The following is a 14,035-nucleotide window of genomic DNA, read 5'->3' on the forward strand; positions in this document are numbered from 1 at the left end:
CCGCGGCTATTTCCGCACTAAGGCTTAAGATTATGAAGATGCTTTCGATTGGCGCTTTTGCGCTGGCAACGCTGACGGCCTCGGCTGCTGCTGCACAACAGGCTCCGACCAACCCGGGTCCGGTTCTGCCGGGCGTCTGCTCGTTCTCGGGCGAGCGCGTTCTGGGGGCTTCGGCTGCTGGCCAAGCCCTGCAATCGCGCATGGTTCAACTGTACCAAGAAGTTCAAGGCGAGCTTCAGCCGTACGCCACCGCCATCGAGTCCGAAGCCCAACAGCTGCAACAAAGCGCTGCCAGCCTGTCGGAAGCCGACCGCAACTCGCGCGTTCAGGCTCTGCAAAACCGTGACCGCGAACTGCAACAACTGCAGCAAACCCGCGCTAACGAACTGCGCTACACCCAGTCGGTTCAGGCTCAAGCCATCGACACCGCTGCTCGTCCGATCGTGATCGCTGTCTACCAAGAGCGTGGTTGCGGCGTTCTGCTGTCGGCAGACGCAGTGGCCTACATCAACCCGGCCATGGACATCACCGACACCGTCATCCAGCGCCTGAACGCCCAGCTGCCGACGCTGTCGTTCAACCGCATGCCGGTTCCGGTCCAAGCCCAGAACTAATATCAGGGCCATGCCCGACACGACCTTCTTCACGACCTTGCCCCCCCGCACGGTCTCCGCCATCGCCGCCGAACTCGGCGCGGAGGTGATCCGGGGTGGAGAGGTCATCGTTTCGGCGGTTGCGCCCCTGTCCGGCAAGGACGGGGGCGCTATCGCTTTTATGGGCGATCGCAAATACCTGCCGGACTTGGAGAAGACCAAGGCCGCGTGCGTGATTGTGCACCCGTCCATGGTTGACCATGTGCCGGCCGGTGTGGCCGTCATCGCATCACGTCAGGCGCAGGCCGACTGGGCCCTGACGTCCATGATGCTGCACGAGCCGCGACGCCTGCTGCGGGCCATTCCGCTGGCCGAGGCTGCCGAGGACGACACTGTGGTGATCGAACCCGGTGTGGTGATCGGCGAGGGCGCACGGATCGGCCGTGGTTCGTACATCGGTGCCAACACCGTCATTGGCCCGGGCGTGCAGATCGGTCGCGACTGCACCATCGGCTCCAGTGCCAGCCTCTTCTTCTGCCTGTTGGGGGACAGGGTGAAGATCTATTCCGGTGTTCGCATCGGCGAGGCCGGTTTCGGAGCGGCGGTATCGCGCAACGGTCCGGTGGACATTCCGCAGCTGGGCCGCGTGATCATTCAAGACAACGTCACCATCGGTGCGAACTCCTGCGTGGATCGCGGCGCGTTCGACGACACCGTCATCGGCGAGAACACCAAGATCGATAATCTGGTGATGATCGGCCACAACTGTGTCATCGGTCGCAATAACCTGCTCGCTGGCAACACGGGCATTTCCGGCTCTGTGACCACGGGTGACAATGTCATCTTTGGTGGCAAGGCGGGTATCGGCGACCACATCAATATCGGGGAGGGGGCCCGAGTAGCCGCAGGGGCTGGCGTATTGGCCGATGTTCCTGCTGGCGAAACCTGGTCCGGCTATCCGGCCAGACCCCTGCGTCGTTTCCTGCGCGAAACCGTATGGGTCTCCAAACAGGCGTCAAAACCGCGTGACGCAAAGGATTCCTGAGATGAGCGAACAGATTAACATCGATTATGCCGAAGTGATGCGCCGCCTGCCGCATCGCTATCCCTTCCTGCTGGTCGACAAGGCCGAGGATTTCGTTCCGGCGACCTCTCTGGTCGGCATCAAGAACGTCACCCATAACGAGCCGTTCTTCCCCGGCCACTTCCCGATCGATCCGGTCATGCCGGGCGTTCTGATCGTCGAGGCTATGGCCCAGACGGGCGCTCTGCTGATGTCCAAGACGCTCGACGTTCCGGTCGAGGACAAGGTCATCATGTTCATGTCCATCGACGGTGTTCGCTTCCGTAAGCCGGCGCGTCCGGGCGACCAACTGCGCATGGAAGTGAAGGTGCTGAAAGCACGCGGCGATGCTTATAAATTCCGTGGCGAAACCTTCATCGACGGCAAGCTCGCCGCCGAGGCTGAGTTCATGGCCATGGTCGTCAAAATCGAGGAACCGGCCAAGTGAGCCAAATCCACCCTACCGCCATCGTAGACTCCACTGCAGTGATCGCAGACGGCGCTGTCGTCGGCCCGTGGAGCGTTGTGGGACCGAACGTGACCCTGTCGGCAGGCGTCGTGCTGAAATCGCACGTCGTCGTCCAGCAGGACACGTCCATCGGCGCCAACACGGTTGTGCACCCGTTCGCCCTTGTCGGCGGCGACCCGCAACACCTTGGCTATAAGGGTGAGACTGTTCGCCTCGAGATCGGCGAGAACAACATCATCCGCGAACACGCGACCCTGAACCGCGGCACGCCGCAGGGTTCGGGCGTGACCAAGCTGGGCAACAACTGTCTGCTGATGACGGGTGCCCACATCGGTCACGACTGCGTGGTCGAGGACAACGTCACCATGGCCAACAATGCGACGCTGGGCGGTCACGCCCACGTCGGTTCGCGGACCTTCCTCGGCGGCCTGTGCGCCGTGCACCAGAATGCCCGCGTGGGGCAAGGTGCGATCGTCGGCGGTCTGGCAGCGGTGACGCGCGATGTGATCCCTTACGGCTCGGTATGGGGCAACCACGCGCGTCTGCGCGGACTGAACATCATCGGCCTGAAGCGCAAGGGGTATGGCAAGGACGACCTGCGTCGCCTGCTGGCCTTTTATCGCGACCTGTTCGAGGGCGAGGGTGCCTTTTCCGAGCGTCTGGAAACGGTTGCGGCTACCTATGGTGACCTGCCGGAGATTGTCGAAATCCTCGACTTCATCCGTGATGGTGCCAAGCGTCCGCTCTGCCTGCCGAACGCCGAATGAAAAAGCTGGGACTGATCGCCGGTGGGGGCGACCTTCCCGCATCTGTGGCGGCCCGCTGTGAAGCAGAGGGCCGCCCGCTCTACATCATCCGTCTGGACGGCTTTGCGGGCGACGACCTGCTGAAATGGGATGGCGAGACGCTGGGCATGGCCCAGATCGGCGGCATTCTGAAGGCCCTGCGCCGCGAGGGGTGTGAGGCCGTCTGTCTGGCGGGCTATGTGAACCGTCCCGATTTCAAGACGCTGAAGCCGGATCTCAAGGGGGCCTCGGTCCTTCCGGGCATAATCGCCGCCGCGACCAAGGGCGACGATGCCCTGCTGCGCAAGATCCTCGGCATCTTCGAGGGTGAGGGCTATGAGGTCGTGGGTGCCGATGACATCCTTGGCGGCCAGACCCTGACGGCTGGGGCGCTGGGGGCGCTGTCGCCGACGGATAGCCAGATGGCGGACCTGCGAAAGGCCATCCACGTGGCCGAGAAATCCGGTGAGCTGGATATCGGTCAGGGCGCAGTCGTCTGTGAAGGTCTGGTACTGGCCGTAGAGGCTCAGGAAGGCACCGACCAGATGCTGCTGCGTGTCGCTGGCCTGCCACAGGACCTGCGCGGCACGGCCGATAGCCGCAAGGGCTGTCTGGCCAAGGCTCCCAAGCCCATTCAGGACACCCGCGTGGACATGCCGGTCATCGGCCCGCGCACGGTCGAACTGGCCGCTGCCGCGGGGCTGGCGGGTATTGGCGGCTTCGTCGGGCGTCTTATCGTCATGGATGCCGAAGGAACGCGTGCGGCGGCGGACAGGCTGGGCCTGTTCGTGTGGGGGATGACTGACGGGGACCGATTGTCGTGAAGCCATACAAGATCATGCTCGTGGCCGCAGAGGCCTCTGGCGATGTGCTGGGAGCCGAACTGGCCAAGGCACTCAAAGCCAAATTGGGCGACGGCGTGAGCTTTGTGGGCGTCGGCGGTCCGCGCATGGCCGAGCTGGGCATCCAAAGCCCGTTCGACATCGCGCAACTGTCGATCCTCGGCGTCGTCGAGGCGCTGAAAGCCTATAAGCGCGTCAAGGCACGGGTCGAGGATACAGCGGCACTGGCCGCGCGGGAAAAGCCCGACGCGGTCATTCTGATCGATTCATGGGGCTTCACCATCCGAGTGGCGCGGGCGATCCGCAAGCTGATGCCGGAAGTGGCGCTGATCAAATACGTCGGGCCTCAGGTCTGGGCCTCCCGTCCGGGGCGGGCCAAGGTGCTGGCGGGCGCGGTGGATCACATGTTGGCCCTGTATCCGATGGATGCGCCGTTCTTCGAGCGCGAAGGCCTGCCGACCACGGTTGTGGGCTCGTCGGCCCTGCACATCGATATGGGCAAGGACGATGGCTCGGCCTTCCGCAAGGCGCGCGGCTTGGCGGATGATACGCCGCTGCTGCTCGTCCTGCCGGGCAGCCGTCCCAAGGAAATCGAGCGGATGACGCCTGTCTATGAAGAGACGGTCAAACGCCTGAAAGCGACCATTCCGGACCTGCAGGTCGCCGTCGTGGCCGCTGGCACTGTGGCGTCCGATGTTACGGGTCGTGTGGCCAGTTGGCCGTTCCGCACCTTCCTTGTGACAGAAGCCGAGAAATATTCGGCCATGAAGGCGGCGGACGTGGCGCTGGCCACCAGTGGAACAGTGTCGACAGAGATCGCCATGGCGGGCACGCCGATGGTCATCGCCTATAAGATCGACAACCTGTCGTACCGCCTGATGAAGCCACTGGTGACGGCGAAATATTTCACCATGCTGAACCTCGCCGCCGACGAGGAAGTGGCCAAGGAATGTATCCAGTTCGAGGCCACGCCTGATTTCATCACCCCGCACGTCGAGCGTTTGCTGACCGACAAGGCGGCGGCTAAGGCACAGGCCGAGCGTCAGACGCAGGCGCTGGAAATTCTCGGCAGAGGCGGGCCAAATCCTTCAGAGTTGGCCGCCGATGCGGTTATCGACGTTCTGGAACGCCGAAAAGCCTGATCTTATTTGGTCATCCACGGGCGGGATTTGCCCGCCTCGATGCGCTTGTTCTGTTCACGTTGAAAGGCTCCGCCGCGCGGGGCCTTTTCGCGTTTGGCCAGGGCTTCCTGCTTCTGGCGGAAGGCACGCTGGATGGGCGTTTCGTTGGCGGGGGGATTGGTGTCGTTGGTCATAGGACGCCTTGTCTAGCATAGAAAAAACGCCGGAGCTTTCGCTCCGGCGTTTCCGCTTCAATCCTGAAAGGATGGATTAGCCGCGCTTGTCGATCGAGACGTAGTCGCGTTGCGTCGGGCCGGTGTACAGCTGACGCGGACGGCCGATCTTTTGGCCCGGATCTTCGATCATTTCCTGCCATTGCGAAATCCAGCCGACGGTACGGGCCAGAGCGAACAGCACGGTGAACATGGTGGTCGGGAAGCCCATCGCCGACAGGGTGATGCCCGAGTAGAAGTCCACGTTCGGGAACAGCTTGCGCGAGGTGAAGTATTCGTCGTTCAGGGCAACCTTTTCCAGTTCCTTGGCGACGACGAACAGCGGATCGTCCTGACGGCCGGTCGCTTCCAGCACTTCGTAGGCCGACTGCTGCATCACCTTGGCGCGCGGATCGTAGTTCTTATACACGCGGTGGCCGAAGCCCATCAGCTTGTACTTACGGTCCTTAACGCCTTGGATGAACTCAGGAATACGGTCCGGAGTACCGATTTCCTTCAGCATGTTCAGGGCTTCTTCGTTCGCGCCGCCGTGCGACGGGCCCCACAGGCAGGCGATGCCGGCTGCGATACAGGCGAACGGGTTGGCACCCGACGAACCAGCCAGACGGACGGTCGAGGTCGAGGCGTTTTGCTCGTGGTCGGCGTGCAGGGTGAAGATGCGGTCCATGGCGCGGACGATGCGCGGATCAACCGAATAGTCTTCAGCCGGAACGGCGAAGCACATGCGCAGGAAGTTCTCGGCGTACGACAGGTCGTTGCGCGGCGAGATGAACGGCTGGCCAACGTGGTACTTGTAAGCACGGGCAGCGATGGTCGGCATCTTGGCGATCAGGCGGATAGCCGAGATTTCGCGCTGGACCGGGTCATTGATGTCGAGGCTGTCGTGGTAGAAGGCCGACAGAGCGCCGACGGTACCAACCATGATGGCCATCGGGTGGGCGTCGCGGCGGAAGCCTTCGAAGAAGCGGTCAAACTGCGCGTGCAGCATGGTGTGCTTCGTGACGGTTTCCTTGAAGGCTTCGTATTCCGAAGCGGTCGGCAGCTCGCCCTTCAGCAGCAGGTGGCAAACTTCCAGGAAGTTCGACTGCGAGGCCAGTTGGTCGATCGGATAGCCGCGGTGCAGCAGAACGCCTTCGTCACCGTCGATGAAGGTCAGGCCCGACTCGCACGAGGCGGTCGAGGTGAAACCCGGGTCAAAGGTGAAAGCGCCGGTGCCGGCGTACAGCTTGCGAATGTCGATGACGTCCGGGCCGGTCGAACCGGACAGGACGGGGAGTTCGATGCTCTTGTCGCCAAGGGTAAGAGTGGCGGCAGGTTTAGCTTGTTCAGTCATCTGGGCCCCTTGTTATATCGGACCGGGCGCGGGGAGGCGGACGGCCTTATGTTTGGTTGGTGTGTTACTTAGTCTGTTGCAGCGCATCATCCAAGCGCTGGAGACTTTCGTTGCGGCCAATGGCGACCAGAATTTTTGCAATATCTGGAGCCGGAACACCGCCCGTCAGAGCGGCGCGAGCAAAAGGCCCGATTTTTCCGAAGCCTACGGCTTCTTTTTCAGCAAAGGCTTTAAGTTCACCTTCGAGCGTCTCTACCGACCACTGCGACACATTGGTCAGATGATCACGAAGTCGTGAAAGTCGGTCGAGGTTTTCGCCTTGCAGCATGCCCGCGCTTTTCTCGTTAAGCGGGATCGGGCTCGCCAACAGGGCGAATTGAACCTGATCGGCCAGTTCCGGCACCAGTTTGGCGCGGTCCTTGATCAGGGGGATGGCGCGCAGCAGCTTTTCGCGGCCTGCGTCATCCAGTTGCTGGCCACGGGAGGCCAGAACGCCAGCGGTCAGATCAGCAAGGCGCTGATCGTCGGCTTGGCGGATCCAGTGGGCGTTGACGTGCGCCAGCTTGTCGAAGTCGAGGCGGGCCGGAGCCTTGTTGATGCCGCCGAAATCGAACCAGGCCTTGGCCTGTTCGTCGTCGAACAGTTCGTCGTCACCGTGTGCCCAGCCCAGACGCGCCAGATAGTTGCGCATGGCTTCGGGCAGATAGCCCATCTCGGCATATTCGTGGACAGCCTGTGCGCCATGGCGCTTGGACAGCTTGGCACCGTCCGGTCCGTGAATGAGCGGGATGTGGGCGAAGGTCGGGCGCGTCCAGCCCAGAGCGTCGTAAATCAGACTCTGGCGGGCGGCGTTGTTCAGGTGGTCATCGCCACGGATCACGTGGGTGACGCCCATGTCATGGTCATCGACCACAACGGCGAGGTTGTAGGTCGGGGCACCATCCGAACGCAGGATGACCAGATCGTCCAGCGCCGAGCTTTCCCAGCGCACGGTGCCCTGAACGGCATCGTCAACAACCACGGCCTGATCCAGCGGGCGACGGAAGCGCACGGTGAACGGTTTTTGCAGGTCTTCGGCGGTCGGCTCGCGGTCACGCCACGGCGAGACAAAGTCCTTGCCCTCGGCCTTGGCCGCATCGCGCAGTGCGCCGGTTTCCTCGGCGGTCAGGAAGTCGCGGTAGGCGTGACCGGTGTCCAGAAGCTGTTGGATGACCTCGCGGTGACGATCGGCGCGGGCGAATTGATAGACGGGTTCTTCATCGCCCAGCAGCTGCAGCCACTCCAGACCATCGAAGATGGCCTTCACGGCTTCGTCGGTCGAACGCTCGCGGTCGGTGTCCTCGATGCGGATCAGGAACTTGCCGCCGTGGCCCTTTGCGTACAGCCAGTTAAATAACGCCGTTCTCGCCCCGCCAATATGCAGGTAGCCTGTCGGCGAGGGGGCAAAGCGCGTGACAACAGTCGAAGATGGGGAGGTCATAGGCAATGAGTCCAATACGGCCGCTCTTATACGCTCGTCAGCGGCAAAACGAAGCCTTGCGGTAAAGTTGATCGCCGGTTTCCGTACGCGTCTGAGACACGAATGGAATGCTCAAAGTGAACGTTGGTCGCTCTGGAGCGCGGTTTTCTTTGGCAGCGGTTGTGCCACGTATTTTCTGTTTCGGACAGAGCCGTCGTTCTGGCCCCTGTTTTTCCTAGGTTTTATCGGCCTTTCAGGGTGGTTTGTGGCGCGGCTGGCGGGGGCGGTCAGGGCCGTCACTCTACCACTCTTGATGGTGGCGTGCTTTGCAGCTGGACTGGCGGTTGCAAAGGCACGATCTGACGCTGTTGCGGCCCCTATTGCCCCTGTGGTGACAAAACCGACTTTGGTCGAGGGCTATGTCATCGACGTCGATTCTCCCGGCGCACGAGGTCCGCGAGTCGTGATTGCGCCTGTCCGGATTCGTGGCGTCGCCCCCGAAGAGGCGCCCCATCGGATGCGCGCGACGATCAAGGGCGTGACGCCGAAGCCGGGCGAGGCCATCTCGATATTCGGCATTGTGAACCCGCCGCCAGCGCCCGCCGCGCCCCACAGCTATGATTTTGGGCGAATGGCGTGGTTCCAGAGCATGGGCGGGGTGGTGTTCGGCCTGACCGAGGTCAGGCAGGCGGAGCTGCCCCAGCCGCCCTTGTCGGTCCGCGCGGAAATGAAGGTCAATGCCGTCCGGTTCGCGCTGGCGGAACGGCTGGTGGCGCGGCTGGGGGAGCAGAGGGGCGGTATCGCGGCTGCCATGGTCACCGGCCATGAAGCGTGGATCGGGGAGGCCGATCTGGAGGCCATGAGGGATTCGGGGCTGGCGCACATCCTGTCGATCTCGGGGCTTCACATGGCTGTGGTGGGGGGATTCGTATTCTTTCTGGTCCGGCTGATGATCGCCTGTGTGTCGTGGTTGGCCCTGCGGGTGTCGGGAAAAAAGGTGGCTGCGGTGGCGGGGCTTTTGGCGGTGGGGGCCTATCTGGTGCTGTCCGGTGCGCCGCCTCCGGCAGAGCGGGCGGCGGTGACGGCGTCGATTGCCTTTGCGGCGATATTGCTGGGGCGCAAGGCTATCAGCATGCGGGCGCTTGCAGCGGCGGCCTTTGTCGTCCTGTGTCTGCAGCCCGAGGCTGTGATCACGCCCGGATTTCAGATGTCGTTCGCGGCCACAGCGGCCTTGGTGGCCTTGGCGGAAGTGTGGCCGAGGCGAATCCGCGAGATCAACACGCCGTGGCCGATTGCGGGTATCCAGCGTGCCGTTTCGTGGGCCATGGCGGCGGTGGCGGCCAGTTTTGTGGCAGGGCTGGCAACCGGCCCGTTCGTCATGCACCACTTCAACCGCACCAGTGTCTATGGATTGGTGGCCAATATGGCCAGCGCGCCCTTGGCCGATCTGATCATGCTTCCGGCGCTGGCATTGGGGGCGGCCTTGGAACCGCTGGGTCTTGGCGGACCGTTCTTGTGGGTTGCGGGGCAGGGCGTGCAGTGGATGCTGGCCATCGGCCATTGGGCGGCGCAGTTGCCAGGCGCGGTACAGACCATGGCAGGCGCGCCGCCACAGGCCCTGCCGATCGCCTTTGTCGGCATCCTGTTCATGTGCCTGTGGCGCGGGTGGCTGCGGCTGCTGGGGCTGCCTCTGGCCTGTGCGGTGTTGTTATGGCCGCGCGAGACACCGCCGGATATCTGGATTGGAGACTCGGCGACCAATGCGGCATGGGTTTCCGGCGATCAGGCGACAGTTTTCCGCCCGGTCCGCGCCTTTTCGTCCGAGATATGGGCGCAGCGTTGGGATTTGGAGCTGGTTCCGCGTGACAAGGCCGCGTGGAAATGCGGGCGTACCCATTGCGCGGCGTTGGAGGCCACAGCCCCCGTTGCGCTGTGGTGGGGCAGGGCTAGTCCCGCAGCCGACAAGCTGAGCCAGATGTGTCTGACGGCAGAGGTTGTTGCTGTGCGCGCTGTCGTCCACCAACTGCCGCAAGAGTGCGCGAATAGGCTGGTGCTGGATGGTCAGGACTTTGCAGAGCGTGGCGCGGTCGAGTTGTGGCGCGAGGGAGAGGGATGGCGCGCCCGTTGGGTACGCGATGCGCGTGGAATCAGGCCGTGGTCGCGGTGGGGCGACCCGGATTATCAGTGATAGCGGCGGATAAGGCCGACCAGCTTGCCCTGAACCTCGACCTGATCCGGCCCGAAGATGCGGGTTTCATAGGCGCGGTTGGCCGGTTCCAGAGCGATGGACTGGCCCTTGCGGCGCAGGCGCTTCAGCGTGGCTTCTTCGCCCTCGACCAGTGCGACGACGATCTCGCCGTTGTTGGCGTTGCTGGTGCGTTTGATCACCACCGTGTCGCCGTCGAGGATACCGGCCTCGATCATCGAGTCGCCTTCGATCTCGAGCAGATAGTGCTCGCCCGAGCCGAGGATGGATTCCGGCACGGGAATTCGGTCCTGTTCGTGCTGGATGGCGGCAATCGGCGTACCGGCGGCGATCTTGCCCAACAGCGGCAGTTCGCGCACGTCGTTGGCGGCTTCCTGAACGGGGGCGCGATTCATGCCGCCACCTTCGATGACGCCGGGCTTGAACGGGGCGCGGCCCTTGGCGGGCGCGGCGGCGGTGGCCTGTTCCGGCATTTTGACGACTTCCAGCGCGCGGGCGCGGTGCGCCAGACGGCGGATGAAGCCGCGTTCCTCAAGGGCGGTGATCAGGCGGTGGATGCCCGATTTGGAAGCCAGATCCAGCGCTTCCTTCATCTCGTCGAAAGAAGGCGACACGCCGGTTTCCTTGATGCGTTCATGGATGAACATCAGGAGTTCGTGCTGCTTCTTGGTGAGCATGTCAGGGGCGCTTTCAGAACAAGGCGTGAACCGTTGCTGAATGTTCTGTAAGTGTTCTGGTTAAAAGTCAACTAACGCCAAGTTGAAACGGCAATAGGCGCACGAAGGCGCTGTGGTGGGGCGTATGTCGATTTTTGGGAGGCGTTTCGGACCAAGAGCGGTATGCGCCACTCCGTACTTCATGAAGAAGGGGAGTGGCGCGAGTGACGGGGCTCGAACCCGCGACCTCCGGCGTGACAGGCCGGCACTCTAACCAACTGAGCTACACCCGCTTGGTCCCGTTCGCGCCGTGTCCGGCGGGAACGAGGTGGTGTTTAGGTGGGGCAGCGTTTCGGGTCAACGGGAAAAATGCATACCCCTGAAAAAATACGGCAATTTGCGAAATGGTCCGCGATTTCATAACCTTGGTCGATATGGAAACGGGGGCGTTTCCGCCCCCGCAAAGCCTGATTTTCCGGCCTTTAACGGCCCTTGTCGCTGAGAAGCAGGGCCGGTCCATCGGGCGGAGTGGTGTCGGCGGCGCCCAATGGCTTTTGCATGAAGATGACATCGCGCCAGCCGTCCAACTTCCATCCGGCAGAGGTGAATCGGCCGGAATCAGCGAATCCGCGCGAGCGATGAAGGCCGATAGATGATTCATTTTCGGAATCACCGATGACGGCGACCATCTGGCGGGCCCCTTTTTGCTCGCATTCCAGAATCAGGCGGTCGAGAAGGGCACCACCGACGCCAAGCCCCTTGGCTGCCGGATCGATGTAGATCGAATCCTCGACCATGTAGCGATAAGCCTCGCGTGCGCGGAACGGCCCCGCATAGGCATAGCCGATGACCTGACCGTCCTTCTCGGCGACCAGATAGGGCATGCCCAGGGCGCGGATGTAGGCGAAACGGGCCTTCATCTCGTCCTCGGTCGGCGGGACCAGTTCGAACGTGCCGCAGGCGTCGTTTACCCATCCGGCATAGATGCTTGTGATGGCGGGGAAGTCAGCCTCCACCGCCTCACGGATACTGAACTCAGGCATCAGGCGAAGTCTTTTTCCCAGCCCTTGTTCACGGCCCAGATCGCGAAGGCGTAATCCAGCGCGATGTCCTTCAGATAGTCGAAGCGGCCCGACGAGGCGAAGTGGCCCGCCTCCATATTGATCTTCAGCAGCACCGGATTGGTCGAGGTGGTGTGATCACGCAGGCGGGCGACCCATTTCTGCGGCTCCCAATAGGTGACGCGCGGATCGGACAGGCCGCCGGTGGCCAGAACGGCCGGATAGGGTTTGGCCGAAATCTGGTCATAGGGGCTGTAGGACCACATGTAGTCGTAGGCGGCGGCGTCCTCGATCGGATTACCCCATTCGGGCCATTCCGGCGGAGTGAGCGGCAGCGAGGTGTCGCTCATGGTGTTGATCAGGTCCACGAACGGCACACCGCCAATGATGCCTGCCCACAGCTCGGGACGCATATTGGTGACGGCCCCCATCAGCAGTCCGCCCGCCGAGCGGCCCTCGGCCACGATGTTTCCGGCGCGGGCATAGTTCTTTTCGATCAGGTGATCGGCGGCGGCGATGAAGTCGGTGAAGGTGTTCTTCTTGGTGAAGCGGCGGGCGTTCAGGAACCAGTTCCAGCCCTTGTCGGCACCGCCACGGATGTGGGCGATGGCATAGATGAAGCCGCGATCCACCAGCGACAGGCGGTTCGTCGAGAAGCCAGCAGGCATGGACATGCCATACGAGCCATAGCCGTACAGCAGCACGGGGGCCGAGCCGTCCACGGGGGTATCTTTGTGGCGCAGGATGGAGACCGGAACCAGCTCGCCGTCCGATGCCGGCGCGTTCAGGCGCTCGACGATATAGTCGGCAGGGTTGTGGCCCGATGGCACTTCCTGAACCTTGCGAAGCACGCGTTCGCGCGACTTCTGGTCATAATCATAGACCGACGTCGGCGTGGACATGGAGTTGTAGCTGTAGCGGATGACCGTGGTGTCGAACTCCGACGCGCCAGCCAGCGACAGGCTGTAGGCGGGCTCGTCCACGCGGATCTCGTGCTCGCTGCCCGCGCGGTCGCGGATGACGATGCGGGTGTTGGCGTCGGCGCGTTCCTGACGGGCGACGAAGTCCTTGGTCAGCGAGAAGCCTTCGATGTAGCGGCCCGGCGTATGGGGGACGAGGTCCTTCCAATTGGCCTTGGCGGGGGCGTCGGTCGGGGCTTCGACGATCTTGAAGTCGATGGCATCGTCGACATTGGTGCGGATCACCCAGCGGTCGCCCCAGTGGTCCATCGAATAGAGGCGGGCCTCGACGCGCGGCTCGACCACCACCGGCGTCGCCGTGGGATCATTGCCGGGGATCAGACGCGATTCTGAGGTTTCCTGATTGGCGATGGTCACCAGCAGGAAGGCGTCGTCCGAGGTGCGGCCAAGGCCAAGGAACATACCCTCGTCCTCTTCCTCATAGACGAGGGTCGTTTCGCCGCCCTTGGCCGGACGGCGGAAAATCTTGTCCGGACGGCCATTGTCATTGCGGTTGGTCCAGAAGATCCACTGGCTGTCGGGCGAGAAGGTGAAGTCGCCCGTGGCCGACTCGATCACGTCCGGCAGGACCTGTCCGGTGGCGAGGTCCTTCACATAGATTTTGTAGACCTCTGAGCCTTGGGCGTCCTCGGAATAGCCGAACAGGCTGTGGTCGGGGCTGGCCTCGGTGTCGCCAACCTCGGAATAGGCCTTGCCCTCGGCCAGTTTGTTGGCGTCCAGCAGGATTTCCTCGCCGTCGGTGCGGCCGCGCGGGCGGCGGCAATACAGCGGGTGCTGATCGCCCGCATTATAGCGGGTGTAGTATTCCCACGGGCCGTCGGCGGACGGCACCGAGGCGTCGTCTTCCTTGATGCGGCCCTTCATCTCCTCGAACATCTCTTTCTGGAGCTGTTCGGTGGAGGCCATCATGGCCTCGCGATAGGCGTTCTCTTCGTTCAGATGCTCTTTGACGTCCTGTTTGATCAGCGACGGGTCGCGCAGAACGGCCTGCCAGTTGTCGTCCTTCATCCACTGGTATTCATCGACGCGGGTGCGGCCCAGCTGTTCGATGGTGACGGGGACTTTCTTGGCAACGGGCGGTACTGGGCGAGGCATTCTGGCTCCGGTGGTTTGGGTCGCGGCAAGGGCAGGGGATGCGGCCATCAGGCCGGCAGCTGCAGTCGTGGCAATCAGTTCGCGGCGATTCATCGACAGTCCCTTGCAGAGTTGTTTCGGCAGGGACCTTGTGCCGACA

13 protein-coding genes and 1 tRNA gene are annotated in these 14,035 nt (G+C 62.8%); 7 read left to right on the top strand and 7 right to left on the bottom strand.

Annotated elements, in window-relative coordinates; genetic code table 11:
* The first annotated feature begins 32 nt into the window (after positions 1–32).
* Genes Q0Y42_RS03615 through lpxB form a run of 6 tightly spaced genes read left to right on the top strand, consistent with a single transcriptional unit; the run spans position 33 to position 4,894 of the window.
* Positions 33–614: an OmpH family outer membrane protein gene (locus tag Q0Y42_RS03615; RefSeq protein ID WP_297800278.1), complete on the top strand. Its 582-nt coding sequence runs from the start codon at positions 33–35 to the stop codon at positions 612–614.
* Between the two features lie 10 nt (positions 615–624).
* On the top strand, positions 625–1,638 hold the full coding sequence (lpxD, locus tag Q0Y42_RS03620) for a UDP-3-O-(3-hydroxymyristoyl)glucosamine N-acyltransferase (RefSeq protein WP_297800280.1): 1,014 nt from the start codon (positions 625–627) through the stop codon (positions 1,636–1,638).
* A 1-nt stretch (position 1,639) separates the two neighbouring features.
* On the top strand, positions 1,640–2,104 hold the full coding sequence (gene fabZ, locus Q0Y42_RS03625; RefSeq protein ID WP_297800282.1) for a 3-hydroxyacyl-ACP dehydratase FabZ: 465 nt from the start codon (positions 1,640–1,642) through the stop codon (positions 2,102–2,104).
* Positions 2,101–2,892 carry an acyl-ACP--UDP-N-acetylglucosamine O-acyltransferase gene (gene lpxA, locus Q0Y42_RS03630; protein WP_297800285.1) on the top strand — a complete coding sequence of 264 codons (792 nt, stop codon included), beginning with the start codon at positions 2,101–2,103 and terminating at the stop codon, positions 2,890–2,892. Before fabZ ends, lpxA begins: the two co-directional genes overlap by 4 nt.
* Positions 2,889–3,734 (top strand): UDP-2,3-diacylglucosamine diphosphatase LpxI, encoded by an 846-nt coding sequence (lpxI, locus tag Q0Y42_RS03635; protein ID WP_297800287.1) that lies wholly within the window; start codon positions 2,889–2,891, stop codon positions 3,732–3,734. Before lpxA ends, lpxI begins: the two co-directional genes overlap by 4 nt.
* Positions 3,731–4,894, top strand: coding sequence for a lipid-A-disaccharide synthase (gene lpxB / locus Q0Y42_RS03640; protein WP_297800289.1), 1,164 nt, complete (start codon positions 3,731–3,733; stop codon positions 4,892–4,894). Before lpxI ends, lpxB begins: the two co-directional genes overlap by 4 nt.
* Positions 4,895–4,896: 2 nt before the next feature.
* Here the strand turns inward: lpxB and Q0Y42_RS03645 are convergent, their stop codons facing one another.
* From Q0Y42_RS03645 to gltX, 3 genes are all read right to left on the bottom strand, one after another.
* Positions 4,897–5,067 carry a hypothetical protein gene (locus tag Q0Y42_RS03645; protein WP_297800291.1) on the bottom strand — a complete coding sequence of 57 codons (171 nt, stop codon included), beginning with the start codon at positions 5,065–5,067 and terminating at the stop codon, positions 4,897–4,899.
* A gap of 76 nt (positions 5,068–5,143) precedes the next feature.
* On the bottom strand, positions 5,144–6,439 hold the full coding sequence (gene gltA / locus Q0Y42_RS03650; RefSeq protein WP_297800293.1) for a citrate synthase: 1,296 nt from the start codon (positions 6,437–6,439) through the stop codon (positions 5,144–5,146).
* Positions 6,440–6,503: 64 nt separating this feature from the next.
* A complete protein-coding gene (gene gltX / locus Q0Y42_RS03655; protein ID WP_297800295.1) occupies positions 6,504–7,919 on the bottom strand; it encodes a glutamate--tRNA ligase in 1,416 nt (471 codons plus the stop codon).
* 244 nt (positions 7,920–8,163) lie between these two features.
* Here gltX and Q0Y42_RS03660 point away from each other — a divergent pair, with 244 nt between their 5' ends.
* Entirely contained in the window at positions 8,164–10,086 is a 1,923-nt protein-coding gene (locus Q0Y42_RS03660; RefSeq protein WP_366107994.1) for a ComEC/Rec2 family competence protein, read from the top strand.
* Here the strand turns inward: Q0Y42_RS03660 and lexA are convergent.
* The 4 genes from lexA to Q0Y42_RS03680 all read right to left on the bottom strand — a co-directional run bounded on the left by lexA (position 10,080) and on the right by Q0Y42_RS03680 (position 13,989).
* Positions 10,080–10,781 carry a transcriptional repressor LexA gene (gene lexA / locus Q0Y42_RS03665; RefSeq protein ID WP_297800301.1) on the bottom strand — a complete coding sequence of 234 codons (702 nt, stop codon included), beginning with the start codon at positions 10,779–10,781 and terminating at the stop codon, positions 10,080–10,082. The genes Q0Y42_RS03660 and lexA overlap by 7 nt on opposite strands.
* Positions 10,782–10,976: 195 nt before the next feature.
* Positions 10,977–11,053, bottom strand: a tRNA-Asp gene (locus Q0Y42_RS03670).
* 189 nt (positions 11,054–11,242) lie between these two features.
* On the bottom strand, positions 11,243–11,803 hold the full coding sequence (locus tag Q0Y42_RS03675) for a GNAT family N-acetyltransferase (protein ID WP_297800303.1): 561 nt from the start codon (positions 11,801–11,803) through the stop codon (positions 11,243–11,245).
* A complete protein-coding gene (locus Q0Y42_RS03680; RefSeq protein ID WP_297800306.1) occupies positions 11,803–13,989 on the bottom strand; it encodes a S9 family peptidase in 2,187 nt (728 codons plus the stop codon). The genes Q0Y42_RS03675 and Q0Y42_RS03680 overlap by 1 nt, the downstream gene beginning before the upstream one ends.
* Positions 13,990–14,035 lie beyond the last annotated feature (46 nt).

The organism is uncultured Brevundimonas sp., assembly GCF_947305955.1.
Classification (GTDB): domain Bacteria; phylum Pseudomonadota; class Alphaproteobacteria; order Caulobacterales; family Caulobacteraceae; genus Brevundimonas.

Coding starts and splice junctions, on each gene's coding strand:
- fabZ (WP_297800282.1), top strand. CDS start 1,640: ATGAGCGAACAGATTAACATCGATTATGCCGAAGTGATGCGCCGCCTG.
- Q0Y42_RS03675 (WP_297800303.1), bottom strand. CDS start 11,803: ATGCCTGAGTTCAGTATCCGTGAGGCGGTGGAGGCTGACTTCCCCGCC.
- lexA (WP_297800301.1), bottom strand. CDS start 10,781: ATGCTCACCAAGAAGCAGCACGAACTCCTGATGTTCATCCATGAACGC.
- gltX (WP_297800295.1), bottom strand. CDS start 7,919: ATGACCTCCCCATCTTCGACTGTTGTCACGCGCTTTGCCCCCTCGCCG.
- lpxI (WP_297800287.1), top strand. CDS start 2,889: ATGAAAAAGCTGGGACTGATCGCCGGTGGGGGCGACCTTCCCGCATCT.
- Q0Y42_RS03615 (WP_297800278.1), top strand. CDS start 33: ATGAAGATGCTTTCGATTGGCGCTTTTGCGCTGGCAACGCTGACGGCC.
- lpxD (WP_297800280.1), top strand. CDS start 625: ATGCCCGACACGACCTTCTTCACGACCTTGCCCCCCCGCACGGTCTCC.
- Q0Y42_RS03645 (WP_297800291.1), bottom strand. CDS start 5,067: ATGACCAACGACACCAATCCCCCCGCCAACGAAACGCCCATCCAGCGT.
- gltA (WP_297800293.1), bottom strand. CDS start 6,439: ATGACTGAACAAGCTAAACCTGCCGCCACTCTTACCCTTGGCGACAAG.
- Q0Y42_RS03680 (WP_297800306.1), bottom strand. CDS start 13,989: ATGAATCGCCGCGAACTGATTGCCACGACTGCAGCTGCCGGCCTGATG.